At 67.9% G+C, this 25,327-nt stretch carries 25 protein-coding genes and 1 pseudogene; 11 read left to right on the top strand and 15 right to left on the bottom strand.

What is annotated here, in order from left to right; translation table 11 throughout:
- Positions 1 to 9: 9 nt before the first annotated feature.
- The 7 genes from ACFO0J_RS00380 to ACFO0J_RS00350 form a co-directional block, all read right to left on the bottom strand.
- The gene (locus ACFO0J_RS00380) at positions 10 to 951 is read right to left on the bottom strand and encodes a 4-hydroxyproline epimerase (RefSeq protein ID WP_376811080.1); all 942 of its coding nucleotides are present in this window, start codon (positions 949 to 951) and stop codon (positions 10 to 12) included.
- Between the two features lie 9 nt (positions 952 to 960).
- The gene (locus ACFO0J_RS00375) at positions 961 to 2,211 is read right to left on the bottom strand and encodes an NAD(P)/FAD-dependent oxidoreductase (protein ID WP_376811079.1); all 1,251 of its coding nucleotides are present in this window, start codon (positions 2,209 to 2,211) and stop codon (positions 961 to 963) included.
- A 159-nt stretch (positions 2,212 to 2,370) separates the two neighbouring features.
- Complete coding sequence (locus tag ACFO0J_RS00370) at positions 2,371 to 3,108, bottom strand: flagellar brake protein (RefSeq protein ID WP_376811078.1); 738 nt, start codon at positions 3,106 to 3,108, stop codon at positions 2,371 to 2,373.
- 147 nt (positions 3,109 to 3,255) lie between these two features.
- Complete coding sequence (locus tag ACFO0J_RS00365) at positions 3,256 to 4,695, bottom strand: NAD(P)(+) transhydrogenase (Re/Si-specific) subunit beta (protein ID WP_376811077.1); 1,440 nt, start codon at positions 4,693 to 4,695, stop codon at positions 3,256 to 3,258.
- Positions 4,692 to 5,000: an NAD(P) transhydrogenase subunit alpha part 2 gene (locus ACFO0J_RS00360; protein WP_043684843.1), complete on the bottom strand. Its 309-nt coding sequence runs from the start codon at positions 4,998 to 5,000 to the stop codon at positions 4,692 to 4,694. The genes ACFO0J_RS00365 and ACFO0J_RS00360 overlap by 4 nt, the downstream gene beginning before the upstream one ends.
- Positions 5,000 to 6,118, bottom strand: a complete 1,119-nt coding sequence (locus ACFO0J_RS00355; RefSeq protein WP_376811076.1) for a Re/Si-specific NAD(P)(+) transhydrogenase subunit alpha — start codon at positions 6,116 to 6,118, stop codon at positions 5,000 to 5,002. The genes ACFO0J_RS00360 and ACFO0J_RS00355 overlap by 1 nt, the downstream gene beginning before the upstream one ends.
- 79 nt (positions 6,119 to 6,197) lie before the next feature.
- Positions 6,198 to 7,478, bottom strand: a complete 1,281-nt coding sequence (locus ACFO0J_RS00350) for a bifunctional O-acetylhomoserine aminocarboxypropyltransferase/cysteine synthase (RefSeq protein WP_376811075.1) — start codon at positions 7,476 to 7,478, stop codon at positions 6,198 to 6,200.
- Between the two features lie 270 nt (positions 7,479 to 7,748).
- On the opposite strand from ACFO0J_RS00350, the gene ACFO0J_RS00345 reads away from it, so the two are divergent.
- Both ACFO0J_RS00345 and ACFO0J_RS00340 read left to right on the top strand, forming a co-directional pair.
- Complete coding sequence (locus ACFO0J_RS00345; RefSeq protein WP_376811074.1) at positions 7,749 to 10,361, top strand: AsmA family protein; 2,613 nt, start codon at positions 7,749 to 7,751, stop codon at positions 10,359 to 10,361.
- 22 nt (positions 10,362 to 10,383) lie between these two features.
- A complete protein-coding gene (locus tag ACFO0J_RS00340) occupies positions 10,384 to 10,773 on the top strand; it encodes an MOSC N-terminal beta barrel domain-containing protein (protein ID WP_376811073.1) in 390 nt (129 codons plus the stop codon).
- A 10-nt stretch (positions 10,774 to 10,783) separates the two neighbouring features.
- Here ACFO0J_RS00340 and coaD read toward each other — a convergent pair whose 3' ends face one another.
- Both coaD and ACFO0J_RS00330 read right to left on the bottom strand, forming a co-directional pair.
- Complete coding sequence (coaD, locus tag ACFO0J_RS00335; RefSeq protein WP_376811072.1) at positions 10,784 to 11,296, bottom strand: pantetheine-phosphate adenylyltransferase; 513 nt, start codon at positions 11,294 to 11,296, stop codon at positions 10,784 to 10,786.
- A gap of 25 nt (positions 11,297 to 11,321) precedes the next feature.
- Positions 11,322 to 11,924, bottom strand: coding sequence for an RsmD family RNA methyltransferase (locus ACFO0J_RS00330; protein WP_376811071.1), 603 nt, complete (start codon positions 11,922 to 11,924; stop codon positions 11,322 to 11,324).
- 76 nt (positions 11,925 to 12,000) lie between these two features.
- Between ACFO0J_RS00330 and ftsY the strand changes: the two genes are divergently transcribed.
- The 7 genes from ftsY to ACFO0J_RS00295 are packed head-to-tail and all read left to right on the top strand — an operon-like array spanning position 12,001 to position 17,574.
- On the top strand, positions 12,001 to 13,293 hold the full coding sequence (ftsY, locus tag ACFO0J_RS00325) for a signal recognition particle-docking protein FtsY (protein ID WP_376811070.1): 1,293 nt from the start codon (positions 12,001 to 12,003) through the stop codon (positions 13,291 to 13,293).
- 43 nt (positions 13,294 to 13,336) lie between these two features.
- Positions 13,337 to 14,518: a bifunctional 3,4-dihydroxy-2-butanone-4-phosphate synthase/GTP cyclohydrolase II gene (ribBA, locus tag ACFO0J_RS00320; protein WP_376811069.1), complete on the top strand. Its 1,182-nt coding sequence runs from the start codon at positions 13,337 to 13,339 to the stop codon at positions 14,516 to 14,518.
- Between the two features lie 20 nt (positions 14,519 to 14,538).
- A complete protein-coding gene (gene ribH, locus ACFO0J_RS00315; RefSeq protein WP_376811068.1) occupies positions 14,539 to 15,066 on the top strand; it encodes a 6,7-dimethyl-8-ribityllumazine synthase in 528 nt (175 codons plus the stop codon).
- Positions 15,059 to 15,544 (top strand): transcription antitermination factor NusB, encoded by a 486-nt coding sequence (gene nusB, locus ACFO0J_RS00310; RefSeq protein WP_376811067.1) that lies wholly within the window; start codon positions 15,059 to 15,061, stop codon positions 15,542 to 15,544. Before ribH ends, nusB begins: the two co-directional genes overlap by 8 nt.
- Positions 15,545 to 15,563: 19 nt before the next feature.
- Complete coding sequence (thiL, locus tag ACFO0J_RS00305; protein ID WP_376811066.1) at positions 15,564 to 16,547, top strand: thiamine-phosphate kinase; 984 nt, start codon at positions 15,564 to 15,566, stop codon at positions 16,545 to 16,547.
- Entirely contained in the window at positions 16,544 to 17,071 is a 528-nt protein-coding gene (locus tag ACFO0J_RS00300; RefSeq protein WP_376811065.1) for a phosphatidylglycerophosphatase A family protein, read from the top strand. Before thiL ends, ACFO0J_RS00300 begins: the two co-directional genes overlap by 4 nt.
- Positions 17,068 to 17,574 carry a CinA family protein gene (locus ACFO0J_RS00295; protein WP_376811064.1) on the top strand — a complete coding sequence of 169 codons (507 nt, stop codon included), beginning with the start codon at positions 17,068 to 17,070 and terminating at the stop codon, positions 17,572 to 17,574. The genes ACFO0J_RS00300 and ACFO0J_RS00295 overlap by 4 nt, the downstream gene beginning before the upstream one ends.
- An 80-nt stretch (positions 17,575 to 17,654) precedes the next feature.
- Here ACFO0J_RS00295 and ACFO0J_RS00290 read toward each other — a convergent pair whose 3' ends face one another.
- From ACFO0J_RS00290 to ACFO0J_RS00275, 4 genes are all read right to left on the bottom strand, one after another.
- A complete protein-coding gene (locus ACFO0J_RS00290; protein ID WP_376811063.1) occupies positions 17,655 to 18,338 on the bottom strand; it encodes a DNA-3-methyladenine glycosylase I in 684 nt (227 codons plus the stop codon).
- 9 nt (positions 18,339 to 18,347) lie between these two features.
- Positions 18,348 to 19,169, bottom strand: coding sequence for an orotidine-5'-phosphate decarboxylase (pyrF, locus tag ACFO0J_RS00285; RefSeq protein ID WP_376811062.1), 822 nt, complete (start codon positions 19,167 to 19,169; stop codon positions 18,348 to 18,350).
- A 94-nt stretch (positions 19,170 to 19,263) separates the two neighbouring features.
- Positions 19,264 to 19,653 carry a diacylglycerol kinase gene (locus ACFO0J_RS00280; protein ID WP_376811061.1) on the bottom strand — a complete coding sequence of 130 codons (390 nt, stop codon included), beginning with the start codon at positions 19,651 to 19,653 and terminating at the stop codon, positions 19,264 to 19,266.
- Positions 19,654 to 19,731: 78 nt separating this feature from the next.
- Complete coding sequence (locus ACFO0J_RS00275) at positions 19,732 to 20,580, bottom strand: 3-hydroxybutyryl-CoA dehydrogenase (RefSeq protein ID WP_376811060.1); 849 nt, start codon at positions 20,578 to 20,580, stop codon at positions 19,732 to 19,734.
- A gap of 212 nt (positions 20,581 to 20,792) precedes the next feature.
- Here ACFO0J_RS00275 and ACFO0J_RS00270 point away from each other — a divergent pair.
- Together ACFO0J_RS00270 and ACFO0J_RS00265 are read left to right on the top strand one after the other, a co-directional pair.
- Positions 20,793 to 21,788, top strand: a pseudogene (locus ACFO0J_RS00270) (bifunctional enoyl-CoA hydratase/phosphate acetyltransferase); the annotation flags it as partial.
- A 48-nt stretch (positions 21,789 to 21,836) separates the two neighbouring features.
- Complete coding sequence (locus ACFO0J_RS00265; protein WP_376811059.1) at positions 21,837 to 23,045, top strand: acetate/propionate family kinase; 1,209 nt, start codon at positions 21,837 to 21,839, stop codon at positions 23,043 to 23,045.
- Between the two features lie 140 nt (positions 23,046 to 23,185).
- Here ACFO0J_RS00265 and groL read toward each other — a convergent pair whose 3' ends face one another.
- Both groL and ACFO0J_RS00255 read right to left on the bottom strand, forming a co-directional pair.
- Complete coding sequence (groL, locus tag ACFO0J_RS00260) at positions 23,186 to 24,832, bottom strand: chaperonin GroEL (protein WP_376811058.1); 1,647 nt, start codon at positions 24,830 to 24,832, stop codon at positions 23,186 to 23,188.
- 34 nt (positions 24,833 to 24,866) lie between these two features.
- A complete protein-coding gene (locus ACFO0J_RS00255; protein ID WP_343836007.1) occupies positions 24,867 to 25,154 on the bottom strand; it encodes a co-chaperone GroES in 288 nt (95 codons plus the stop codon).
- Positions 25,155 to 25,327: the final 173 nt, after the last annotated feature.

The following is a 25,327-nucleotide window of genomic DNA, read 5'->3' as shown; positions in this document are numbered from 1 at the left end:
GCAGAACAATCAGGGCTGCGATTCGATGCCCCATTGGAAGGGGTCGTCGTCTTGCAGGATCAGGGTGGTTTCGCCGCTGATGTGGGCGCGTCCGCGCAGGGTCGGGATGACCTCGCCGTGCTCGCCCGGCTCGTAGCTGGCCTGGAACTGGCTGCCAATGATACTGGACTGGCGCCAGATCTGTCCCGGGGAGAGTTTGCCGTCGGCGGCCAGGCAGGCCAGCTTGGCGCTGGTGCCGGTGCCGCAGGGCGAGCGGTCATAGGCCTTGCCGGGGCACAGCACGAAATTGCGGCTGTCGGCGTCCTCGTCGGCCCCGAACAGTTCGATGTGGTCGATGCGCGCGTCGCCGCGTCCCCGGATGCCCTGGGCGTCCAGGGCCTGGCAGATGGCCCAGGTGTATTCCGTCAGCGCGTCGCGGTCGGCGCCGGGCACCACCCGGTCGGGGGCGTCCACCAGGAAGAACCAGTTGCCGCCCCAGGCGATGTCACCGTGCACCACGCCGTGTCCGGGCACGTCCACGGCCACCGCCTTGCGATGACGGTAGGCGGGGACATTGCGCACGCTGACCGAGCCGTCTTCGTGCAGGGTCGTGGTGACGGTGCCCACCGGGGTCTCGATGCGGTGCTCGCCCGGTTCGACGCGGCCCAGCCAGGCCAGCGAGGCCAGCAGGCCGATGGTGCCGTGGCCGCACATGCCCAGGTAGCCGGTGTTGTTGAAAAAGATCACGCCGGCGGCGGCGCCGGGATCGACCGGGGCGCACAGCAGGGCGCCGACCAGCACGTCGTTGCCGCGCGGCTCCAGGATCACGCTCTTGCGCCAGGCGTCGTGCCGCTCGGCCAGCAGCGCGCGGCGTTCGGCCATGGAGCCGGCGCCCAGATCGGGGAAGCCGTCGAGCACCAGCCGGGTCGGCTCTCCGCCGGTGTGGGAATCCAGGATGGTGATGCGATGCATGGTGTGTCCTTAGAAAAAACGGGCCGGGCGGTAGGGGGTGAGGTCGATGGCGGGCGCCTGGCCGCCGACCAGATCGCGGATCAGGCGGGCGGTGGCGGCCGACTGCGTCAGGCCCAGGTGGCCGTGCCCGAAGGCGTAGAGAATGTCGGGGTGGCGCCGGGCGCGGCCGATCACCGGCAGCGAGTCGGGCAGGCTGGGCCGAAAGCCCATCCATTGCTCGCCGCCCTCGGTGCGCAGCGCCGGCATGAAGGCCTTGGCCTTGTCCAGCATGGCCTGGGCGCGGCGGTAGTCGGGCGGGCGCTTCAGGCCGGCCAGCTCGACGGCGCCGCCCACGCGGATGCCGCAGGTCAGCGGCGAGATCACGAAGCCGTGGTCGGCGAACGTGATCTGGCGGCGCAGGTCCAGCGCATCCGGCGGCAGCGTGGTGTTGTAGCCGCGTTCGGTTTCCAGGGGGATGGGGTCGCCCAGCGGGCGGCTGAGCTGGTGCGACCAGGCGCCGGCGGCGATGACGACACGGCGCGCTTGCAGCGTGGCGCCGTCATCCAGCCGCAGACGGCCGCCTTCGGCGGCTGCTTCGACGGCGCGGACCTCGCGGCGCAGCAAGCGGGCGCCGAGCGCCTGCGCGCGCAGGCCGATGTCCACGGCCAGGGCTTGGGGATCATCGACGTTGCGCCAGCGGGGCACCAGCATGCCGTGGGTGAAGCGCGCGGCCAGGCCGGGCTGCAGCGCCGCCAGTTCGTCGCCCTGGACGGGCCGGCTTTCGATGCCGTAGGCCAGCCGCTGGCGGGCGGTTTCCTGGGCGGCGGCGAAGCGGTCCGCGCCTTCGTAGACTTCCAGCACGCCTTCGGTGTGCAGATGGCGGTCCAGCCCGGTGCGGGCCAGCATGTCCAGCATTTCTGCCTGGGCCAGGCCGATCAGAGCGACCTGCGCCTGGATGTTGGCCCGGTAGTGCGAGGGCCAACTGGCGCGCCACAGGCGCAGCAGCCAGGGAGCGATGCGCGGCAGATAGGCGGGCGGCAGGCTGAGCGGCCCCAGGGGGTCGAACAGCCAGCGGGCCGCCTTGCGGATGATGCGCGGGGACGCCAGCGGCAGGATCTCGGCGAAGGCCAGCGCGCCCGCGTTGCCCCGGCTGGCGCCGCTGGCCGGGTCGTTGCGTTCGACCACGACGACATCGTGTCCGGCTTCGCGCAGGTACAGCGCGCAGCTCAGGCCGATGATGCCGCCGCCCACGATGGCGACGTCACAGGAGGAAGCGTTCATGATGAGGGCTCGGTGCCGGGAGGGCCCGTGCGAGCCCGATACCAGGGATGATTTCACAGGCACGGTAAATATTCAATAGATATATTTACCAGGCAGGGGTGATGCGGCGCGGGCGCGGGAGGGGGCGGCAGAGGTCGCGCGCCGAAACAGCGGCGCGCCCTAGTCCATGCCCCAGCGGCGCGAGAGGACGGCCCGTTCGATCCCGCCGATGTATTGCTGGATGGCGATCTGGCGGTTGTCCGGCAGATTGACGAAGCGGCAGGCGATCTGCTGCTGCGGCTTGCCGTTGTCCTGGGCCAGTTGGGTGGATCGCAGCACGCGCAGGCCCAGATCCAGTTCGGGGGCGCCGGGCAGTTCCAGCGTGCATTCCTCGAAGACCGTGCCCACGGCGGCATCGGTGAGCAGCAGGTCGCGGTCCACCAGTTGCAGGCCGCCGGCGCTGATGTCGGCGATGCGGAAGCGGGCCCTGCCCGCAGGCAGGGATGCGTGTTCGATCAGGCAATGGGCGGGGTTGCTGGCCGGGATGTCGACCCGGAAGAACTCGCGCCGCTGGACCCGCCGCAACTGGGTCGGCCAGACCATCGCCAGGGCCGGCTTGCCGCCGTGCATGGCGGGGCTGAGCGGCCCGGAGAATTCGATCATCACGCGATCCAGCGTGCCCTGCAGCCGCACGGACGTGGCGCGCAGCAACTGGCTGTTGGTCTGTTCTTCGGAGGCATTGTCCAGCAGCAGCGTGCCGGTTTTCGGGTCGACCTCGAGTGCGGTGGAGATGATCGAGACGGCTTTGCCGGGGATATCCAGGCGCACCAGGACCCGCTGAGTCAGCAGGCCTTGCAGGATGGAGCTGATTTCAAGCGATTGCGATACCAGACAGGGATCGTCTTCCTGGAAGGGCATGGTCGTGGTCTATGCCGAGAATGTAACAGTTATTGATTTTAAACGATCCGGCCCCGGAATCGGGGCCGGCGGACTGCGGGTAAGCCCGCATGCACGGGTTTTGGGCGGAGCGTCTCCGGCGGGGCCGGAGACGCTCTGGCGCGACTTCTATTCCAGGGCCTTGACCATATCCTCCAGGACCTTCTTGGCGTCGCCGAACACCATCATGGTCTTGTCCATGTAGAACAGTTCGTTGTCCAGGCCGGCGTAGCCCGCCGCCATGGAACGCTTGTTGACGATCACGGTGCGCGCCTTGTAGGCCTCCAGGATCGGCATTCCGGCGATGGGCGAGTTCGGGTCGTTCTTGGCGGCCGGGTTGACCACGTCGTTGGCGCCCAGCACCAGCACCACGTCGGTCTGGCCGAATTCGCCGTTGATGTCGTCCATTTCGAACACCTGGTCGTAGGGGACCTCGGCTTCGGCCAGCAGCACGTTCATGTGGCCCGGCATGCGCCCGGCCACCGGGTGGATGGCGTATTTGACCGTCACGCCCTGCGCGGACAGTTTCGCCGCCAGTTCCTTGAGTGCGTGCTGGGCGCGCGCCACGGCCAGGCCGTAGCCCGGGACGATGGTGACGGTATCGGCATTGCTCATCAGGAAGGCGGCGTCGTCCGAGCTGCCCGATTTGACGCTGCGCTGCACGCCGTCGCCGGCTGCGCCCCCCGCGGACGCCTCGGCCCCGAAGCCGCCCAGGATCACGTTGAAGAACGACCGGTTCATCGCCTTGCACATGATGTAGGACAGGATCGCGCCCGACGAGCCCACCAGCGAACCGGCGATGATCAGCATCGGGTTGTTCAGCGAGAAGCCGATCCCCGCCGCCGCCCAGCCCGAGTAGCTGTTCAGCATGGAGATCACCACCGGCATGTCGGCGCCGCCGATCGGGATGATGATCAGCACGCCCAGCAGGAAGGCGATGGCCGTCATGATGATGAAGGGCAGCCAGGACTGCGTCGCCATGAACCAGAAGCCGCAGGCCAGCATCAGGATCGCCAGCAGCAGGTTCAGCATGTGCTGTCCGGAGAAGACCACCGGCGCGCCCTGGAACAGGCGGAACTTGTACTTGCCCGACAGCTTGCCGAAGGCGATCACCGAGCCGGAGAACGTGATGGCGCCGACGAAGGTGCCGATGAACAGTTCCAGCCGGTTGCCCACGGGGATGGGGGCGCCGACGGCCGCGATGCCGAAGGCATGCGGCTCGGCCACGACCGCCGTGGCGATGGCGACGGCGGCCAGACCGATCATGCTGTGCATGAAGGCGATCAGTTCCGGCATCTTGGTCATCTGGACCTTGCGGGCCAGGAGGGTGCCGATGCTGCCGCCGATCAGCAGGCCGAGGACCACGCGCCCCAGACCTGCGATGGTGGCGCCGTCGCGCGCCAGGCCGACGATGAGCGCCGCCGTGGTCACGATGGCGATCGCCATGCCGATCATGCCGAAGGCATTGCCCCGGCGCGAGGTGGTGGGGTGGGACAGGCCTTTGAGCGCCTGGATGAAGCAGACCGAAGCGATCAGGTAGAGCAGGGTGACGAGATTGGCCGAGATCATGCCTGGCCCCCCTTGCGTTCCTTCTTCTTGAACATCTCCAGCATGCGCTGGGTGACCAGGAAGCCGCCGAAGACGTTCACCGCCGCCAGGGCCACGGCGAATACGCCCATGGACTGGGCCAGGCCGCCGTCAGTCAGGCCGGTCGCCAGCATGGCGCCGACGATGACGATGGCCGAGATGGCGTTGGTCACGGCCATCAGGGGGGTGTGCAGGGCCGGGGTCACGTTCCAGACCACGTGGAAACCCACGTAGACGGCGAGCACGAAGATGATGATGTTGATCAGGGTAGGATTGACGGCTTCCATCAGGCGCTCCTCAGGACCTGGCCGTCCTTGCAGACCAGGCAGGCTTTGACGATGTCGTCGTCCTCCGGGAGCGCAAGGCGGCCCTCGGCGTCGATGACGAGTTTCAGGAAATCGAGCACGTTGCGCGCGTACAGCGCGGAGGCGTCGGTCGCCAGCAGGGCGGGCAGATTGCTCAGCCCGACCAGGGTGACGCCGTCGCGCTCGACGACCTCGCCCGGCACGGACAGCGGGCAGTTGCCGCCGCGTTCCACCGCCAGGTCGACGATGACCGAGCCCGGTTTCATGCCGGCGACCGTGTCCGGCTGGATCAGGGTCGGCGCCGGACGGCCGGGGATCAGCGCCGTGGTGATGACGATGTCGGCCTGCTTGCAGCGTTCGGCCACCAGCGCAGCCTGGCGCGCCATCCACGCGGCTGGCATGGGCCGGGCGTAGCCGCCGACGCCTTCGGCGATTTCGCGCTCTTCGTCGGTTTCGTAGGGCACGTCGATGAACTTGCCGCCCAGCGACTCGACCTGTTCGCGCGCGGCGGGGCGCACGTCGGAGGCTTCGACCACGGCGCCCAGGCGGCGCGCGGTCGCGATGGCCTGCAGACCGGCCACGCCCGCCCCGAGGACCACCACGCGGGCGGCCTTGAGCGTGCCGGCGGCGGTCATCATCATGGGGAAGATGCGGCCGTAGTATTGGGTCGCCAGCAGCACGGCCTTGTAGCCGGCCAGATTGGCCTGGGACGACAGCACGTCCAGGCTCTGGGCGCGGGTGGTGCGCGGTGCGGCTTCCAGGGCGAATGCGGTCAGGCCGGCGCCCGCCAGGGCCTTCAGGCCGTCGGCGTCGAAGGGATCCAGCATGCCGAGCAGCGCGGCGCCCGGTTTCATGCGGCCCAGTTCGGCGGCGTCCGGACGGCGGACCTTGAGGACCAGTTCGCTGCCCAGGGCGGCGTCGGCGTCGGTCAGTTCGGCGCCGGCTTTTTCATAGTCGGCGTCGGGGTAGCGGGCGGCGGTGCCGGCGCCGCGTTCGACCAGGACCCGATGGCCGGCCTGGGCCAGCTTCTTGACGGTTTCGGGGGTGGCGGCGACCCGGGTTTCGCCGGGCAGGGTTTCACGAGGGATGCCTACCTGCATGGCGGCCTCCCGGCGGGGATGCGGCGGTATTGCATGGGTTTTCCTTGATGTCTTGAGGATGAGGCGGGACGGGGCCGGGTCAGCGGCTGGCGTCCAGCGCCTGGCGCAGATCGTCGAGGATGTCGTCGATGTGCTCGATGCCGATGGACAGGCGGATCATGTCTTCGCCGACTCCGGCACGAGCGAGTTCTTCGGGGCTGAGCTGGCGGTGCGTGGTCGAGGCCGGATGGCAGGCCAGGGACTTTGCATCGCCGATGTTCACCAGCCGCAGGATCAGTTGCAGGGCATCGATGAAGCGGGCGCCTGCGGCCAGGCCGCCCTTGATGCCGAAGGACAGGATGCTGGCGGGCAGCCCGCCCATGTATTTTTGCGCCAGCGCGTGTTCCGCGTGATCCGGCAGGCCGGCGTAATTGACCCAGGCGACTTGCGGGTGGTCCTTGAGGAAGCGGGCCGCGGCCAGGGCATTGGCGCAGTGGCGCTCCATGCGCAGGGCCAGGGTCTCGATGCCCTGCAGCACCAGGAAAGCGTTGAAGGGCGAGATCGCCCCGCCGGTGTTGCGCAGGGGCACGACGCGGCAGCGGCCGATGAACGCGGCCGGCCCGAAGGCCTCGGTGTAGACCACGCCGTGGTAGGACGGGTCCGGTTCGTTCAGCATGGGGAAACGGTCGCGGTGTTCGGCCCAGGGGAATTTGCCGCTGTCCACGATGGCCCCGGCGATGCTGGTGCCGTGGCCGCCCATGTACTTGGTCAGGGCATGCACCACGATGTCGGCGCCCCATTCGATGGGGCGGCACAGCGCGGGCGAGGCGACCGTGTTGTCCACGATCAGCGGCACGCCGTGGCGGTGGGCGGCGTCGGCCAGCGCCTGGATGTCGATGATGTTGCCCGCCGGGTTGCCGACCGATTCGCAGAACACGGCGCGGGTGTTGTCGTCGATCAGGGCTTCCAGGGCGGCCACGTCGTCGTGGGGCGCGAAGCGGACTTCCAGGCCCTGGCGCGGGAAGGTGTGGGCGAACAGATTGTAGGTGCCGCCGTAGAGCTTGCTGGTGGAGACGATGTTGTCGCCCGCCTGCGCCAGCGTCTGGATGGCGTAGGTGATGGCCGTCATGCCCGAGGCCACGGCCAGCGCGGCCACCCCGCCTTCCAGGGCGGCGACGCGCTCTTCCAGCACGGCGGTGGTCGGGTTCATGATGCGGGTGTAGATGTTGCCCGCCACTTTCAGGTCGAACAGGTCCGCGCCGTGCTGGGTGTCGTCGAAGGCGTACGAGGTGGTCTGGTAGATCGGCACGGCGACCGCTTTGGTCGTGGGATCGGGGGTGTAGCCGGCGTGGATGGCCAGGGTCTCGAAGCGGCGGGTCATGTGGAAAGTCTCCTGTGCGGCATTTTTAGAGTAATTGACCATCGTACTGGTGAATGTGCTGTCAATATAAGGTCTATGCGAATATTTTAATATAACTAAAAATAATATAAAAACCTTGAATCCGCTTCGCATCCCTCTACGAAATGCAATGCGGTGCAATAGAATGCGGCCGAGCGCAGTAAACGGCCATGCGCAGCCTGGGCATGGGTTAGCATTGCCGGGTGTTGTCCCACCGTGGGCGGGACTCCTATCGAGGGTGTAGGTCAAAAAATGAATGTCTGGTTGAAGCGGGTGTTGTTCAGCCTGGTCGTGGCGCTGCTGCTGGCGGTGGTCGGGCTGGCGATTTTCCTGCTGACCTTCAATCCGAACGCCTATAAATCCAGGCTGGAAGCCCTGGTGTTCGAACGCACCGCGCGCACGCTGACCATCGGCGGCGACATCAGCTTGTCGCTGTTCCCCCGCATCGGTCTGTCCGTCAGCGACGTGGCCTTGTCCAATCGTGACGCCAAAGACACCTTCGTCTCCATCGACAGCGCCCGCTTTGCGGTGGCGATCTGGCCGCTGCTGTCGAACCAGTTGGTGGTGGACCACGTGGCCGTGACGGGCTTGAAGGCCTATGTCGTGCGGGATGCCAAGGGCCGCTTCAACTTCAGCGATCTGCTGGATGCAGAGGGGGTGTCCACGACCGGGGTGGCGCCCGCGCCCATGGCGGCTGCCGCGGCCGTTGCCGCGCCCGGGACCGGCGCCGGATCCGATTTCAACATCGACATCGCCGGCCTGGAACTGAAGGAAGGGCGGGTCCAGTACATCGACCTGCATGACGGCCTGTCCACGACCCTCGAACAGATCGAGGCCAACACCGGCCGGGTCACGTACGACCAGCCCTTCGACGCGTCCCTGAAGGCCGTGATCACGGGCAACGACCCGGTGCAGCACGCCCAGCTCCAGGCCCAGGCGCTGCTGCGCCTGAACCCGCGTGGGCAAGGCTATCTGGCGCAGAAAATCAATGTGCAGTTGAGCGGGCGCCTGGGCAATCTGGACCAGTCGCAGGCCACGTTGCGGGGCAATCTGGCCTACGACGGCAAGGCCCGCCATTTCTCCGCCGACAATCTGGAACTGGCCCTGAGCGGCAATATCGTCGGCGCTCACCCGATCCAGGGCTTGAAGGCCAGCCTGACGGCGGCGCAACTGCGCCTGGACCAGAGCAACACCGCGCTCAAGATCAACAAGCTGGCGCTGCGCGCCGTCGGCCAGGACGGCAAGCGCGCCCTGGATCTGGCGCTGGATGCGCCGGCGCTGGCGATTTCACCCGAGTCCGCCCAGGCCGATCCGGTGACCGGCACCCTGAAATGGACCGGCGATGACACGCTGGCCGTCTCGCTGGGCCTGGAAGGCCTGTCGGGCAATGCCAACGAATGGCAGTTCCGCACGGCCAGCCTGGACGGGGGGCTGACCCAGGGTGATCGCCTGCTGCGCCTGCAACTGACCTCGCCGCTGGACTGGAACACTTCTCTGCGCAAGGGCTCCCTGAGCGCCATCAAGGGCGATATGGGGGTGCGCGATCGGGCGCTGCCGTCCGGCAGCTATGAATTCCCCATGATCGGCAACGTGCATCTGGACCTGGTGCAGGATCTGCTGTCGGCAGACCTGAATGCCGTGATCGACGGCGGGCAGGCGGCCTTCAAGTCCCAGACCACGAAGCTGGCCACGCCCCAGCCGCGCACCCAGTTCACCCTGAACACGGAAAAGCTCGACCTGAACCGCTGGCTGCCGGCGCCCCCGGCCGCTGCCGCGGCCAAGTCCGGCGATGAGGGCAAGGAGGCGGACAAGGACCAGGAAAAGGCGGCGGACGCGACGGACAAGCCCGCAGACGCCGCTGCGCAGGCGCCGCCCGCGCCTGCGCCCATCGACCTGTCGTTCCTGCAGGGCCTGGATGTCGAAGGCGACGTGCGGATCGGCGATCTGCGGGTGCGCGACGTGCAGCTCAAGAGCGTGGCTGCCCAGGCCAAGGTCCAGCAGGGTTCGCTGACCGTCTCCAAACTGTCGGCCAATCTGTACGAAGGCACGCTGGCGGGGCAGTTCAGCGCAGCGGCCGACCAGACGTTCGGTTTGAAGCTGAATCTGGACAAGATTGCCGTGGCGCCTCTGATTCAGGCCGCGCTGGGCCGGAATGTGTTGTCGGGACGAGGCGCGGCGCAGATCGACTTGCGCGCGCAGGGCGCCACGATGGACGCGCTGCAACGTGCGCTGGCGGGCCGGGTGGCCGTGCAGGTGCGTGATGGCGCCGTGCATGGCGTGGATGCCTCGCGGACCCTGGGGGACGTGTCGGCGGCCTTGGGCAACGTCCTGAAGGGCCGCCTGGATGCGCTGGCCTCGCCGTTCGACAAGCGCCGCAGCACGGCTTTCAGCACGCTGGACACCCGCCTCGATCTCAAGGATGGGCAGGGCACCTTGTCGAAGGTCTCTGTGGTCTCCGATCTGGTGCGCGTGTCCGAAGGCAAGCCGGCGCGCATCGACGTGCCCGGCCGCAGCCTGGACCTGGTGCTGCAGGCCCAGGTGGCGGCGCGGCTGCCCAAGGGCCTGGATGCCGCGCTGACGCCGCTCCTGGGGGCGACCATCCCCATCCGCATCGCCGGCGCCTGGGATCACCCTGAATACGAGGTGGACTGGTCGGGTATCCGCAATCCGTCCATCCAGCGCGCCTTGAAGTCGGGCCTGGGGGAACTGCTCAAGGGCAAAGACCTGATCGAGCAGGCCCTGCCGTCGCCTGATTCCGACTCTGAGGCGGCCGGCGAAGCCCCGAAGAACGCTGCGGCGCCCGCATCCGGCGCCGACCCGGTGGAACGCATCGGCAAGGCCCTCAAAGGCCTGCTGGGACAGTGACGATCATAAGGAAAACCGCACCATGACGACCGAATCCGCTTTTCAGCCGATCGCCGGGGCGACCGCCCTGGCCGACGAGGCCGCCCGGCCCTATGACCGCCGCTGGCTGGCGGTCGACGACCAGGACTGCTGGCTGGAAGCCGACCGGGCGCCGGGCCTGGCCGGGCTGGACGTCAGCCTGCGCTTCGGCTATCTGGTGATCCGCGCGGACGGCATGCTGCGCCTGGACGTGCCGCTGGACGTGATCGAGGACGACGACAGCGTCGAACGCACCGCGTCGATCGGCGGGCGCGACGTGCGCGTGGTCGATGAGGGGGAACTGGCCTCAGCCTGGTTTTCCCAATGGCTGGGCCGGCCCTGCCGGCTGGTGAAGGTGCATCCGGACGCCGGCCAGGTCGCCTGGCCGGCCTGAGCCGGCGCGCTTACTTCCCGTTCGTTGCGTCCTGCGCTTCGCGCAGGATCTTGGCCTTGGCGTGCAGCCAGCGTTCCACGGACGGGAACACGAACTTGCTGACGTCACCGCCCAGGATGGCGATTTCCCGCACGATGGTGCCGGAGATGAACTGGTACTGGTCCGACGGGGTCATGAACAGGGTCTCGACTTCGGGCAGCAGGTGGCGGTTCATGCCGGCCATCTGGAATTCGTACTCGAAATCCGACACGGCGCGCAAGCCGCGCACGATGACGCGGGCGTCCTGTTCGCGCACGAAATCCTTCAGCAGGCCGCCGAAACTGCGCACCCTCACGTTGGGGTAGTGTCCCAGGACCTCCTCGGCGATTTCCAGGCGTTCCTGGAGCGTGAAGAACGGCCGTTTGTTCTGGCTGTGGGCCACGCCCACGACGACCTGGTCGAACAGACTGGCCGCCCGTCGCACGAGGTCCTCGTGCCCACGGGTGAGCGGGTCGAAAGTGCCCGGGTAGACGGCGGTGATCATGGAGTCTCCGTATAGGTTGACGGAATCAATGTGCGGAATCCGAGGGCCCATTATTCATACTTTTTTGCATTGCAGCAAACCGGATCAACCCGTAGTGGACCTGGCCCGCCCGTCCCTGGCGCAAGACCTCCCATTCCGGCGGCAGCGCGTCCAGGGAGGCCTCGGATTCCAGGTACAGCAGGCTGCCTGGCAGCGCGGCCCGGTCCAGCAGGGGCTGCAGGCGCGGCAGCCAGCCCGCGCCGAAAGGCGGATCGAGCATCACCAGGTCGTAGGACGGGGCCGGCTGGGCGCGCAGAAAGGCGCAGGCATCGCCCGCGTGGATGCGGATGGCGGGCGCCTTCAGGCGGGCCTGGACGGCCCGCAGGCCGGCCAGCGCGGCCGGGGCCTGCTCGACCAGTTGGACGGTCTCCACGCCCCGGGAAGCGGCCTCGAAGCCCAGCGCACCGGTGCCGGCGAACAGGTCCAGCACACGGCGGCCGGCGAAGGCGCCGTCCCAGAAATGGGCCAGCCAGTTGAACAGGGTTTCCCGCACCCGGTCGGGCGTCGGACGCAGGTGGTCGCCGTCCGGGACCGAAATGGGTGTGCGGCGGTAGGCACCGCCTACAATACGGATCTGATGTTTTTTCATGCGCGGGCAGTCGGCGTCGAGTCGCGGCGCCCAGTCTGCGCCGGGCCTTGGCCGGATCGTTTTCAGTGTAAAGCCTATGTTCAGTTTCTTTAAACGCAAAAAGGCGCCCGCGCCGCAGGAATCGGCGCTCTTGCCGGACCCCGTTCCCAACGTGCCGGACGCGCTGGATGCGCCCGAAGTGGCGCCGGTGGCGCCGACCGAACTGCCGCCCGGCGCCACCGCGTCCGGCGTGGCGGTCCCCACGACGGCGCCACCTGAATTGCCGCCCCTGGCGGCCGACTCCGTATCCGAGTTCACGGACGGCGCCGAGCCCGCGCCCGTCGAGGCGCCCGCGCAGCAGCCGCCCGATGCCTGGTCGGACCGGCCGGACGAGACGGCCGATCCGCTGGCGCGGCTGGATCATACCGCCAAGGCCGCGGCGGCCGCCGAGCCCGCATCTTCCGGCTCCTGGCTGGGCCGGCTGCGGCGCGGCCTGTCGCGCACCGGCCAGAGCCTGGGCGGCCTGTTCGTCGGGGTCAAGGTCGATGAGAGCCTGTTCGAGGAACTGGAAACTGCGCTCATCATGGCCGACGCCGGGGTCGAAGCCACGGAAAAGCTGCTGGCGGAACTGCGCGCGCACGTGCGGCGCCAGCGCATCGAGCAGCCCGAAGCCGTGCGCGCCGCGCTGCGCGACATTCTGGCCGAGCACCTGAAGGTCCTGGAAAAGCCGTTTGTGGTGGGCGAGGCCGCGCCGATGGTGGTCATGATCGCGGGGGTCAATGGCGCGGGCAAGACCACCTCCATCGGCAAGCTGGCCCATGCCCTGCGGGAACGCCAGGCCTCGGTGCTGCTGGCCGCCGGCGACACGTTCCGCGCGGCGGCCCGTGAGCAACTGGTGGCCTGGGGCGCGCGCAACGGCGTCACGGTCATCGCCCAGGAGGGCGGCGACCCGGCGGCCGTGGCCTTCGATGCGGTCAATGCCGGCCGCGCGCGTGCGGCGGACGTGGTGCTGGTCGACACGGCGGGCCGGCTGCCGACCCAGCTGCACCTGATGGAAGAGCTGAAGAAGATCAAGCGCGTCATCGGCAAGGCCGATGCCAACGCGCCCCACGAGGTCCTGCTGGTGGTGGACGGCAATACCGGCCAGAACGCGCTGGCGCAGATCCGCGCCTTCGACGCCGCGCTGGGCCTGACCGGCCTGGTCGTCACCAAGCTCGACGGCACGGCCAAGGGCGGGACGCTGGCGGCGGTGGCGGCCGGCAGCCAGGGGGTGCGGCCCGTGCCCGTGTACTGGATCGGCGTGGGTGAGGGCATGCAGGACCTGCAGCCCTTCGTCGCCGCGGAATTCGCCGACGCCCTGCTGGGCGGACCGGAGAGCGCCAAGGGCTAAAATGCCCACAATCCGTTTTTTCTTAATTTGACTAGGCACATCCATGAACAGCGCATCCGGCGCGGCGCCGATCGAGCCGCCCTTCGACATTTCCCCGGTCCAGGAGATCGTGAACGAGCTGCGGGCCGGCCACATGGTCATCCTGGTGGACGAAGAAGACCGCGAGAACGAGGGCGACCTGGTCCTGGCGGCGGATTTCGTCACGCCCGACGCGATCAACTTCATGGTGACCCACGCGCGCGGGCTGGTCTGCCTGACGCTGACGCACGAACGCTGCGAGCAGTTGCAGTTGTCGATGATGTCCAACCAGAACGGCACCCGCTACGGCACCAATTTCACGGTCTCCATCGAGGCCGCCGAGGGCGTGGGCACCGGCATTTCCGCGGCTGACCGCGCACGCACCATCCAGGCGGCCGTGGCGCGCGACGCGCGGCCGGCCGATCTGGTCCAGCCGGGTCACATCTTCCCCGTGCGCGCCGTCCAGGGCGGCGTGCTGGTGCGCGCCGGCCACACCGAGGCCGGCTGCGACCTGACTGCCATGGCGGGCCTGACCCCGGCTTCCGTGATCTGCGAAATCCTCAAGCCCGACGGCACCATGGCGCGTCTGCCGGACCTGATGGTCTTCGCCAAGGAGCACGGACTGAAGATCGGCACCATCGCCGACCTGATCCAGTACCGCAGCGAACATGAATCCATGATCGAACGCCTGGTCGAGCGCCCGGTGAACACCCCCTGGGGATCGTTCCGCGCCGTGGCCTACCGGGACCGCGCCTCCAACGCGCCGCACCTGGCGCTGGTGCATGGCGACATCCAGCCTGACGCCGAGGCCCTGGTGCGCGTGCACGAGCCGGCCAGCGTGCTGGACCTGCTGTGCGAAGGCGCCACCAGCCATAGCTGGACCATTCCCCAGGCCCTGCAGGCCATCACGCAGGCGCCCAGCGGCGTCCTGGTGCTGTTGAACTGCCACGGCGGCGCCGACCTGCTGTTCGCGCAGTTCGACGCCTGGGCCCGCAGCGCGGGTGACGCCCAGCCCGCCCGGCCGGCCGTCGACGGCGAACGCCACGGCCTGCGCACGTTCGGCATCGGTGCGCAGATCCTGCGCGACCTCGGCGTGGGCCAGGCCCGGCTGCTGGCGCGGCCGCGCAAAATGCCCAGCATGGCAGGGTTCTCCCTGACCATTACGGGTTACCATAACGAACCCGGCGTATCCGACGCCGCGACCTGATTGATCAAGGAATCGCGACTATGAACCCCTACGTGATGACCCCCGACATGAACGGGGAAGGCCTGCATATCGGCATCGTGCGTGCTCGGTTCAACGAAGAAATCGGCACCGCCGAACTGCAGACCTGCCTGGACGAACTGGCTGCCCTGGGTGTCGATGAGCGCGACGTCATGGTGGTGTCCGTGCCCGGCGCGCTGGAAATGGGCGTGGCCTTGGCCCAGATGGCTGAAACCTTCGAATTCGACGCCCTGATCGCTCTGGGCGCCGTGATCCGCGGCGACACCTATCACTTTGAAATCGTCAGCAACGAATCGGCGTCGGCCATCAGCCGCATCGCCCTGGAAACCGGCATCCCGGTCGCCAACGGCGTGCTGACCACCGACACCGACGAGCAGGCCCAGGTCCGCGCGGCCGACAAGGGACGCGACTGCGCCCGCGCCGCCGTCGAAATGGCCAATCTGGTCGCCGCCCTGGAACCTGAATCCGAGGACGACGAAGACGAGGACGACGACTTCGACGACGAGGACGACGAGGATGTCGATGACTGAGTCCAAACCCGCGCGCGCCGGCCGCGCCAACGCCCGTAGCGCGCGCCGTCTGGCGCGCGAATTCGCGCTGCAGGGCGTGTACGCCTGGCTGCTGCGCGGCGGCGCCGATCTGGGCGAGCTCGGCGAGATCGACGCCCACGTGCGCGACGGCGAGGACTTCGACCAGGCCGACGCCCAGTGGTATCAGACCCTGTTGCAGGGGGCGGCCACCCAGGCCGTCACGCTGCGCGAACGGTTCGTGCCCTACATCGACCGGCCGCTGGCGGAACTGTCCCCCATCGAACACGCCGTGCTGCTGATCGGCAGTTTCGAACTCGTCCAGCACGTCGAAGTCCCCTACCGCGTGGCCATCAACGAGGCCGTCGAACTGGCCAAGTCGTTCGGCGGCACGGACGGCTATCGCTTCGTCAACGGCGTGCTCGACAAACTCGCCGCCGAAGTCCGCGCCCCCGAGGTCCAGGCGACGGCGCGCCGTTGAGGCGCCGCAAGGTGGACTTATGCAGGCGGATGGCGAATTCGACCTGATCTCGCGCTATTTCAAGCGGCCGGCGCCCGAGCGGATGCTGGGCGTGGGCGACGATTGCGCCTTGATGCCGCTGTCGCAGGGCTGCGAACTGGCCGTCAGCACCGACATGCTGGTCGAGGGCCGGCATTTCCTGCCGGACGTCGATCCTCAGGCCCTGGGGCACAAGGCCCTGGCCGTCAATCTGTCCGATCTGGCGGCCATGGGCGCCCGGCCCCTGGCCTGCACGCTGGCGCTGTCGCTGCCCGCCGTCGACCATGCCTGGCTGGCAGCCTTTGCCGACGGCTTTCACACCCTGGCCCGCGAATCCCATTGCCCTTTGGTGGGGGGGGATACCACGCGCGGCGACGCGGTGGTGCTCAGCATCACCGTGCTGGGCGAAGTCCGCCGTTCACACGCCTTGCGCCGTGATGCGGCCCGCGTCGGCGATGACGTCTGGGTGTCCGGCACGCTGGGCGCGGCCGATCTGGCGCTGCGTCTGGCGCTGGGGCAATTGCCCCCCGATCCCGAACGCCTGCGCGCCACCCGGCCTGCGCTGGACCGCCCCATGCCGCGCCTGAAACTGGGCCGCTATCTGGCCGGCGTGGCCCATGCGGCCATCGACGTGTCCGACGGCTTGCTGCAGGATTTTGACCATATCCTTCAGGCCAGCCACTGCGGCGCCGAACTGTGGCTGGATGCCTTGCCGGCGCATCCGGCGCTGGCCGGCCTGGACGAGTCCCTGCGCCGCGAGGCCATGCTGTCCGGCGGGGACGCCTACGAATTGTGTTTCACTGCCCGGCCCTTGTGGCGCGAGCAGATCGAAGCCCTGGGGCGCCAATTGAATGTCCCGGTGACCCGGGTGGGCACGCTGGTGCGCGGCCAGGGCGCGCGCGTGCTGGATGGCGCGGGCCAGGCCGTGTCGGTGACGCGCCGGGGCTTCGATCATTTTTCCGCACCGTGCGGGGATATCGCATGACCCATCAGACTGCTTCAAAGGCGCCCGCCGGGCCTGCCGTGCGTCCGTCCGCCGCCTGGGTCTTTGCCCGCCCCGAACGGATCCTGGCCTTTGGCCTGGGTTCCGGCCTGGTGTATCCGGCTCCCGGCACCTGGGGGACGCTGGTGGGCTGGCTGCTGTGGGCCGTCCTGCTGCGCGATCTGGCGGACGGCTGGATGGCGCTGGTCCTGCTGCTGTCCTTCGGCATCGGCTGTTGGGCCGCCCAGCGTTGCGGCGACGCCCTGGGCGTACCGGATCACAGCGGCATCAACTGGGACGAGATCGTCGCCATCTGGCTGGTGCTGTGGCTGATGCCGCACGGGTTCTGGGCGCAGGCCGTCTCGGTCGTGCTGTTCCGCTTCTTCGACATCGTCAAACCGCCGCCGGTCAGCCTGTTCGACCGGCGCTTCAAGAACGGCTTCGGGGTCATGATCGACGACATCGTCGCGGCCCTGTACGCTTTGCTGGTCGGGGCGCTGCTCGTCCGCCTGGGGGTACTGTCATGAACGAACGCGAAATGCGCGCCCTGGCGGGCGAAGTGGGCGCTGCGCTGCGCGCTGCCGGCTGGCTGTGCGCCACGGCGGAATCCTGCACCGGCGGGCTGCTGGCGGGCGCCATCACGTCCTGCCCCGGCTCCAGCCTGTGGTTCGAGCGCGGTTTCGTCACCTACAGCAACGCCGCCAAGATCGAACAACTGCGGGTGTCGCCCGACACCCTGGAACGCTTCGGCGCCGTCAGCGAGGAAACCGCCATGGAAATGGCCGGCGGCGTGCTGGCGGCGGTCCCCCAGGCCCATCTGGCCTTGTCCACCACGGGCATCGCCGGGCCGGGCGGCGCCACCCCGGGCAAGCCGGTCGGCATGGTGTGCTTCGGCATCGCCCGCCGCGCCGGTCCCGGGATCGTGACCCGCGCGTTCACCCAGGTCTTCGAGGGTGACCGGGATGCGGTGCGCACCGCCGCCGTGCGCCGCGCCCTGCAGGCGGCGCTGGTGGAGTTGGGGAAGGCCTGAACAGGGTGCGGCAGGTGCGGCACCGGCTGTGCTGGCCGTGTGTCTGGCGCGTACGAACCGCGCCGCCTGCCTTCAGAACCTCAGAACATCGGATTGATGCTCAGGGACATCAGGGCCGACAGTTGGCAGAGCGGCCGGCCCGAGGCCTGCTGCAGGGCGTTGAAGGCGTCCTGTACGGCCTGCTGATCGCGCTGGCTGGTGGGTTCACGGTCGATGACGCCGGCGGCCTTTAGCCGCGCCACCACGTCGCTGGTCAGCAGGAATGTATCCTTGCCGGCCAGGCGCAGGAAGCCGGCGGCCGAGCGTCCGCCCAGGCGCGCGCCCCGCTTGGCCAGCAGGCGCCACAGGCCGATGGTGTCGGTGTCCGGCCAGTCGGCCAGGAACGCGCCGAAGCCGGCGCCCCGTTCCTGGCGGATGTCCAGGATGAAGCGGGCGTTTTCGGGGATGCTCTTGATCTTGGCGCGGTCGCGGATGATCCGCTCGTTTTTCATGTGCGCTTCGATCTGATCCGGGCCGAGCTGCGCCATGATTTCGGGGACGAACCCCTCGAACGCCTTTTCGAATTCAGGCCACTTGGCATCGACCATGGTGTGCTGCACGCCCGCGTGAAAGACCCGGCGCGTCATCGCGGACAGATAGCGGTCGTCGCCTTGTTCCTTCAGGGCCTGGGGCGTCAGTGACTGGGGCAGAAAGGCCTCCAGCGCCGCATCGGAGTCGAAACGCGCGCGGACCGTGTCGTAGAGCCAGCGATAGTCGAGGGTCATGGGCGTCCGTCAGTCCTGCAGTGCCGCGCGGATGGCATCGCGCGTTGCACGGGCGGCCAGGGCGGCGGCTTGCGCCCAATCGTCGCCCTGGCTGGCGTACAGGATCGCACGGGACGAGTTGATCATCATGCCCGTGCCCGCCGCCGTGCGGCCGGCCCGTGCCGTGGCGGGGATGTCGCCGCCCTGGGCGCCCACGCCGGGGATCAGCAGCGGCATATCGCCGATCCGGCGGCGCACCTGGGCGATCTCGTCGGGGAAGGTCGCGCCCACCACCAGGGCGCACTGGCCCGTCGTGTTCCAGGTCCGCGCCACCAGGTCGGCCACGTGCAGATACAGCGGCATGCCGTTGGCCAGGCGCATCTCCTGCAGGTCGGCGCCGCCGGGGTTGGAGGTGCGGCACAGGATGATGACCCCGCGGTCGTTGTAGTCCAGATAGGGCTGTACCGAGTCGCGCCCCAGATAGGGGCTGACGGTGACGGCGTCGGCGCCGTAGCGCTCATAGGCTTCGCGCGCGTATTGGGAGGCCGTGCTGCCGATGTCGCCGCGCTTGGCGTCCAGCACGATGGGCAGATCCGGATGCCGTTCGCGGATCGTCCGGCAGATGTCCTGCAACTGATCCTCGGCGCCCAGCGCGGCAAAATACGCGATCTGCGGCTTGAAACCGCAGGCATAGGGTGCGGTGGCCTCGACGATGCGCAGGCAGAACTCGGTGATTGCGTCCGGGCGACCGGCCAGTTCCTTGGGAAAGCGCCGAAGGTCCGGGTCCAGGCCGACCATCAGCAGGGAGTCCTGGGCGGCCCAGGCGCGGTTCAGCTTGTCGATGAAGGTCATGGGGTCAGGCCGTATGTCGTAGGGGGTTGGAGAAAGGCGGGTTGCGCGGCTCGCCGCCGTGTGTCGCACGCGCGCCAGCCGCGTGTTTCTGCATTCAGGACGGCCACCAGCGCGGCGCCAGGACCGCCGCCCAGGCGGCGCCCGTCAGCAGCAGCGTCAGCAGCACCGCCGCGCTGCCGATGTCCTTGGCGCGCCCCAGCAAGGGGTGGTGATCCGTGCTGATCGCGTCGGCCAGCGCCTCGATCGCGGAATTGATCAGTTCCACCACCAGCACCAGCACCAGCATGCCGGCCAGCAGCAGCCGTTCCAGCGCAGTGTCGCCCAGCCACAGACCCAGCGGGATCAGGATCACCGCCAGCGCGGTTTCCTGACGGAACGCGGCTTCGTGGCGCCACGCCGCACCCAGCCCCTGCAGCGAATAGCCGAGGGCGCGCGCGATGCGCAGCAGTCCGCCGGTGCTTTTGTAGGGGGATGGCTGGGTCATGGGGGCGGCAGGTCGGGGTAGTGCCGGCATTGTAATAGATGGGCGCCGCGCCCGGCCCGACAGGGCCGGACTCGCAGCCTAGTAGGAATACACACCCTGGCCGGTCTTGCGGCCCAGGCGGCCGGCGGCCACCATTTCCTTGAGCAGCGGGCAGGGGCGGTACTTGCCGTCGCCGAACTCCTCCAGGAAGACCTCCATCACGGCCAGGCACACGTCCAGGCCGATCATGTCGGCCAGGGCCAGCGGGCCGATGGGCTGATTGCAGCCCAGTTTCATGCCGGCGTCGATGTCCTCGGCCGTTGCGACGCCTTCGGCCAGCACGAAGAAGGCTTCGTTGATCATCGGGATGAGGATGCGGTTGACCACGAAGCCCGGCGCGTTCTTGACGGTGATCGGCGTCTTGCCCAGGCGCCGGGCCAGGGCCTGGACGGCGTCGTGCGTGGCGTCCGAGGTCTGCAGGCCGACGATGATCTCCACCAGCGCCATCATGGGCACGGGGTTGAAGAAGTGCATGCCGATGAATTTGTCGGCGCGCCGGGTTGCAGCGGCCAGCCGGGTGATGGAGATGGACGAGGTGTTGGTGGCGATGAGCACGTCTTCGCCCAGCAGCGCGTCCAGCTGCTGCAGGATCTTGACCTTGAGCGCGTCGTTCTCGGTCGCGGCCTCGATGACCAGTTGAGCGGGCTTCAGGTCTTCGTAGCGGATCGAGGTCTGGATGCGGGCCAGCGCGGCGGCCTTGTCGGCTTCGGTGATTTTTTCCTTCTTGATCAGGCGATCCAGGCTGCCGGCCACGGTGGCCAGGCCCTTTTGCACGGCGGCTTCGGAAATGTCCACCATCACGACATTGATGCCGGAGACTGCGCAGGCCTGCGCAATGCCGTTGCCCATGGTGCCGGCGCCGATGATGCCGACGGTTGTGATTGTCATGTCGATCGTTCCTTGGAAAGATGTCGCCGGGAGGCGCTCGGTTCGTATAGTAGGTCAGATTTCTGGCGGCACCGGCGGAAGCGGTCGTTTTGCGCTGGATTTATAGTGTGTCGTCTTTGAACGGGTAAGACCCTGCCCGTAGTAATGTTGATTCGTATCAAATTCGCCCATGCGCGGCGCCAGCACAATGTCAGCCCCGGATCTGTCGAAACCCTGCCATGAACACCCCAACCCCCGATATGAATACGCCGCGTATCCCGCACTTTGACCCCGAGGCACGCCTCAAGGAGCTGCTGGCGCGCGCGGCAGGGCTGGAAGCCCTGCGCTGTGCGGTGGCCCATCCTTGCGACGCGGGCTCGCTGACCGGCGCCATGGACGCCGCTGCGCACGGCCTGATCCGGCCCGTGCTGATCGGCCCCGAGGGCCGCATCCGCCGCGTGGCCGAAGAGGCCGGCATCCGCCTGGAAGGCGTCGAGATCCTGTCCGTGGAGCACAGCCACGCCGCCGCCGAGCTGGCCGCGGACATGGCCGCGCGCCGCGAGGTCGAAATCCTGATGAAGGGCAGCTTGCACACGGACGAACTGCTCAAGGCCGTGCTGGCCCAAAAAGCGCTGCGCACGGGCCGTCGGCTGTCGCACATCTTCCGTTTCGACGTGCCGCTGTACCCCAAGCCCCTGCTGATCACCGACGCCGCCATCAATATCGCGCCGACGCTGCTGGACAAGGCGGACATCATCCAGAACGCCATCGACTTCGCGCGGATCATGGGCACGGACCAGCCCAAGGTGGCGATTTTGTCGGCCGTGGAGACGGTGACGCCCAGCCTTCCGTCGACCCTCGATGCCGCCGCGCTGTGCAAGATGGCCGATCGCGGCCAGATCACCGGCGGTTTGCTCGACGGGCCGCTGGCTTTCGATAATGCCATCTCGCAGGAAGCCGTGGCGATCAAAGGCATCGTGTCCGAGGTCGCGGGCCAGGCCGACATCCTGGCGGTACCCGATCTGGAAAGCGGCAATATGGTGGCCAAGCAGCTTGAGTACCTGGCAGGCGCCAGCGGCTCGGGCCTGGTGTTGGGCGCGCGCGTGCCGATCGCCCTGACCAGCCGGGCCGATGGCCCGAGGGCTCGCGTGGCGTCCGCCGTGCTGGCCGTGCTGGTTGCGCACGATCAGCGTCGGCAGCAGGCTGCCGATGCCTGGAAACAGGGCTGAGCGGCAGCCCTGATCGACACTGGAAAGTGACATAGAAAGGATCGCTTCATGGCCATACTTGCCGTCAACGCCGGCTCCTCCTCGTTGAAGTTTTCGCTGCATCCGCTCGAAGGCGGCCGGGTGCAGCCGCACGCGCTGTCTGGGTGCGTCCAGGGCCTGGAACCGGGCGGCAGCCCCCGTATGGACTGGAAATACCAGGGGGAAAAACGCCAGGAAACCCTGGCGGTCCCCGAGGACGGCGCCGTGTTCGTCGCCGCGCTCAGGCGCCTGCGCGCCCTGGTGCAATCGCTGGAAAGCGTCGGCATCACGGCCGTGGCCCACCGGGTGGTGCACGGCGGCGGCGTCTATACCGAAAGCGTGCGGGTGACCGACGAGGTGCTGCAGCGCCTGTCGCGTTTCAATTCGCTGGCGCCGCTGCACCAGCCGCACAACCTCGAAGGCATCCGCCAGTTCAGCGCCGCGTTTCCCGATGTGCCGCAGATCGCCTGCTTTGACACGGCCTTCCATGCCGGCATGCCCGAGGTGGACTATGCGTTTGCGCTGCCGCGTGAGCTGCGCGATGCGGGCGTGCGCCGCTACGGCTTTCACGGCCTGTCATACCAGTACATCATGTCCGTCCTGCAACGGCAGACGCTGCGCGCCAATGGCCGTGTGGTCATGGCCCACCTGGGCAACGGCGCCAGCCTGTGCGCCTGCCGCGACGGCGTCAGCATGTCCACGACCATGGGCTTCTCGGCGCTCGACGGCCTGGTGATGGGGACGCGCAGCGGTTCGCTGGACGCAGGACTGCTGCTGTATCTGCTGGAGCAAGGCTGGGCGCACGCGCAGCTCGAAAAGCTGCTGTACAAGCAAAGCGGGCTGCTCGGCGTGTCGGGCTTTTCGGCCGACATGCGCAGGCTGCGCGAGGAAGTCGCCCAGGGCGGCGAACGCAGCGCGGACGCGCGCCGCGCCATCGATCTGTTCACCCATCGCGTGGTGCGCGAGACCGGCGGGATGCTCGCCTGCCTGGGCGGACTGGACGTGCTGGCGTTCAGCGGCGGCATCGGCGAAAACGACGTCGTGCTGCGCGAACAAGTGTGCGTGCGCCTGGCCTGGCTGGGCATCCGCATGGATTGGCAGCGCAATCGCGAGGCCGACGGCAAAGCCGCCCATGCCATCCATGCGCCCGATAGCGCCGTGGAAATCTGGGTCATCCCCACCGACGAAGGCCGGGTCGCGGCCCGCGAGGCGGCGGCGCTGCTGTCGGTCGTCGCCTGATCGATCCGGGCGGCCTTTGCGGCGCGCCCGGCTGCGTAGCGTGCAAAAAAATCCCCGTCACGGTGAGGTGACGGGGATTTTTCAATGCTGAGCCGGGTTCCGGCCGGCGCACGCGGCGCCGGACCGGGAAGGGCAGGGGCTTAGAAGCCGCCCATGCCGCCCATGCCACCCATGCCGCCCATGTCGGGCATCGGAGCAGCGGGCTTGTCTTCAACGATTTCGGCCACGGCGGCTTCGGTGGTCAGCAGCAGGCTGGCGACCGAGGCGGCGTTTTGCAGCGCGGTGCGGGTGACCTTGGTCGGGTCGATGACGCCTTGCTCGACCAGATCGCCGTACTCGCCGGTGGCGGCGTTGTAGCCGTAGTTGCCTTCACCCTGAGCAACCGCGTTCACGATCACGCTGGCTTCGTCGCCGGCGTTGCTGACGATGGTGCGCAGCGGGGCTTCGATGGCGCGCAGGACCAGCTTGATGCCGGCGTCCTGGTCGGCGTTGTCGCCCTTGACCTTGGCCACGGCGGCCTTGGCGCGGATCAGCGCGACGCCGCCGCCCGGGACGATGCCTTCTTCGACGGCCGCACGCGTGGCGTGCAGGGCGTCTTCGACGCGGGCCTTCTTTTCCTTCATTTCGACTTCGGTCGCAGCGCCGACGCGGATGACGGCCACACCGCCCGCCAGCTTGGCGACGCGTTCCTGCAGCTTTTCACGGTCGTAGTCGGACGTGGCTTCTTCGATCTGGGCGCGGATCTGCTTGACGCGGGCTTCGATGTTCTTGGCATCGCCGGCGCCGTCGATGACGGTGGTGTTTTCCTTGGCCACTTCGATGCGCTTGGCCTGGCCCAGCTCGGCCAGGGTCGCCTTTTCCAGCGACAGGCCGGTTTCTTCGGAGATCACCGTGCCGCCCGTCAGGATGGCGATGTCTTCCAGCATGGCCTTGCGGCGGTCGCCGAAGCCCGGGGCCTTGACGGCGGTGGTCTTCAGGATGCCACGGATGTTGTTGACGACCAGGGTCGCCAGGGCTTCGCCTTCGACGTCTTCAGCCACGATCAGCAGCGGACGGCTGGATTTGGCGACTTGTTCCAGGACCGGCAGCAGGTCGCGGATGTTGCTGATCTTCTTGTCGAAAATCAGGACAAACGGATCTTCCAGGACGGCGACTTGCTTGTCCGGGTTGTTGATGAAGTAGGGCGACAGGTAGCCGCGGTCGAACTGCATGCCTTCGACGACGTCGAGTTCGTTTTCCAGGGACTTGCCGTCTTCGACGGTGATGACGCCTTCCTTGCCGACCTTGTCCATCGCGTTGGCGATGATTTCACCGACGGAGGTGTCGCTGTTGGCCGAGATCGAGCCGACTTGAGCGATGGCCTTGCTGGTGGTGCAGGGCTTGGACAGCGCGTGCAGGCTGTCGACGGCGGCAACTACGGCCTTGTCGATGCCGCGCTTCAGGTCCATGGGGCTGATGCCGGCGGCCACGTACTTCAGGCCTTCTTCGACGATGGCCTGGGCCAGCACGGTGGCGGTGGTGGTGCCGTCACCGGCGTTGTCGGAGGTCTTGGAAGCGACTTCCTTGACCAGTTGGGCGCCGATGTTTTCGAACTTGTCCTTCAGTTCGATTTCCTTGGCGACGGAGACACCGTCCTTGGTCACGGTGGGGGCGCCGAAGGAGCGGTCCAGCACCACGTTGCGACCCTTGGGGCCCATGGTGGTCTTGACGGCGTTGGCCAGGATGTTGACACCGCGGACGATGCGCGAGCGGGCGTCGTCACCGAAATAAACTTGCTTTGCAGCCATGTTGAAATTCCTTGGGATTGAACAGTGAGGTGGCTTACAGGATCACGGCGAGGACTTCTTCCTCGCGGATGACGAGCACTTCCTCGCCATCGACCTTGACGGACTGGCCGGCGTACTTGCCGAACAGAACCTTGTCACCGACCTTCAGGTCGACCGGGATCACTTTGCCGTCCTCGGTCTTCTTGCCCGGGCCGACGGCCAGGACTTCGCCCTGATCGGGCTTTTCAGCCGCGCTGTCAGGGATGACGATACCCGAGGCGGTGGTGCGCTCGTTGTCCAGACGCTTGACGATCACGCGATCGTGCAAAGGACGCAGTGCCATGGAGGAACTCCTGTACATAAGAAATTGAGGGTGCGGGGGCAGGGCATTGTTAGCACTCCACCCCATCGAGTGCTAATTATAAGGACGATTCCCGGGGTTTCAAGGGGTGGGTGGGGAGTTGTTACATGTGGGGGAGTAAACGCTGCTGAGGAGCCGGGTGTGGCCTGTTTCAG

Source organism: Castellaniella hirudinis, from assembly GCF_042651965.1.
Classification (GTDB): domain Bacteria; phylum Pseudomonadota; class Gammaproteobacteria; order Burkholderiales; family Burkholderiaceae_B; genus Castellaniella; species Castellaniella hirudinis.
The sequence above is the reverse complement of the archived record's forward strand: the minus strand, read 5'-3'. Positions and strand labels throughout refer to the sequence as shown.

Coding starts and splice junctions, on each gene's coding strand:
- ACFO0J_RS00290 (WP_376811063.1), bottom strand. CDS start 18,338: ATGACCCTCGACTATCGCTGGCTCTACGACACGGTCCGCGCGCGTTTC.
- ftsY (WP_376811070.1), top strand. CDS start 12,001: ATGTTCAGTTTCTTTAAACGCAAAAAGGCGCCCGCGCCGCAGGAATCG.
- ACFO0J_RS00265 (WP_376811059.1), top strand. CDS start 21,837: ATGGCCATACTTGCCGTCAACGCCGGCTCCTCCTCGTTGAAGTTTTCG.
- ACFO0J_RS00300 (WP_376811065.1), top strand. CDS start 16,544: ATGACCCATCAGACTGCTTCAAAGGCGCCCGCCGGGCCTGCCGTGCGT.
- ACFO0J_RS00280 (WP_376811061.1), bottom strand. CDS start 19,653: ATGACCCAGCCATCCCCCTACAAAAGCACCGGCGGACTGCTGCGCATC.
- ACFO0J_RS00360 (WP_043684843.1), bottom strand. CDS start 5,000: ATGGAAGCCGTCAATCCTACCCTGATCAACATCATCATCTTCGTGCTC.
- ACFO0J_RS00340 (WP_376811073.1), top strand. CDS start 10,384: ATGACGACCGAATCCGCTTTTCAGCCGATCGCCGGGGCGACCGCCCTG.
- coaD (WP_376811072.1), bottom strand. CDS start 11,296: ATGATCACCGCCGTCTACCCGGGCACTTTCGACCCGCTCACCCGTGGG.
- ACFO0J_RS00375 (WP_376811079.1), bottom strand. CDS start 2,211: ATGAACGCTTCCTCCTGTGACGTCGCCATCGTGGGCGGCGGCATCATC.
- ribBA (WP_376811069.1), top strand. CDS start 13,337: ATGAACAGCGCATCCGGCGCGGCGCCGATCGAGCCGCCCTTCGACATT.
- ACFO0J_RS00350 (WP_376811075.1), bottom strand. CDS start 7,478: ATGACCCGCCGCTTCGAGACCCTGGCCATCCACGCCGGCTACACCCCC.
- thiL (WP_376811066.1), top strand. CDS start 15,564: ATGCAGGCGGATGGCGAATTCGACCTGATCTCGCGCTATTTCAAGCGG.
- ACFO0J_RS00275 (WP_376811060.1), bottom strand. CDS start 20,580: ATGACAATCACAACCGTCGGCATCATCGGCGCCGGCACCATGGGCAAC.
- pyrF (WP_376811062.1), bottom strand. CDS start 19,169: ATGACCTTCATCGACAAGCTGAACCGCGCCTGGGCCGCCCAGGACTCC.
- ACFO0J_RS00330 (WP_376811071.1), bottom strand. CDS start 11,924: ATGAAAAAACATCAGATCCGTATTGTAGGCGGTGCCTACCGCCGCACA.
- ACFO0J_RS00345 (WP_376811074.1), top strand. CDS start 7,749: ATGAATGTCTGGTTGAAGCGGGTGTTGTTCAGCCTGGTCGTGGCGCTG.
- ACFO0J_RS00365 (WP_376811077.1), bottom strand. CDS start 4,695: ATGATCTCGGCCAATCTCGTCACCCTGCTCTACCTGATCGCTTCGGTC.
- ACFO0J_RS00255 (WP_343836007.1), bottom strand. CDS start 25,154: ATGGCACTGCGTCCTTTGCACGATCGCGTGATCGTCAAGCGTCTGGAC.
- groL (WP_376811058.1), bottom strand. CDS start 24,832: ATGGCTGCAAAGCAAGTTTATTTCGGTGACGACGCCCGCTCGCGCATC.
- ribH (WP_376811068.1), top strand. CDS start 14,539: ATGAACCCCTACGTGATGACCCCCGACATGAACGGGGAAGGCCTGCAT.
- ACFO0J_RS00370 (WP_376811078.1), bottom strand. CDS start 3,108: ATGCCCTTCCAGGAAGACGATCCCTGTCTGGTATCGCAATCGCTTGAA.
- ACFO0J_RS00380 (WP_376811080.1), bottom strand. CDS start 951: ATGCATCGCATCACCATCCTGGATTCCCACACCGGCGGAGAGCCGACC.
- ACFO0J_RS00355 (WP_376811076.1), bottom strand. CDS start 6,118: ATGCAGGTAGGCATCCCTCGTGAAACCCTGCCCGGCGAAACCCGGGTC.
- nusB (WP_376811067.1), top strand. CDS start 15,059: ATGACTGAGTCCAAACCCGCGCGCGCCGGCCGCGCCAACGCCCGTAGC.
- ACFO0J_RS00295 (WP_376811064.1), top strand. CDS start 17,068: ATGAACGAACGCGAAATGCGCGCCCTGGCGGGCGAAGTGGGCGCTGCG.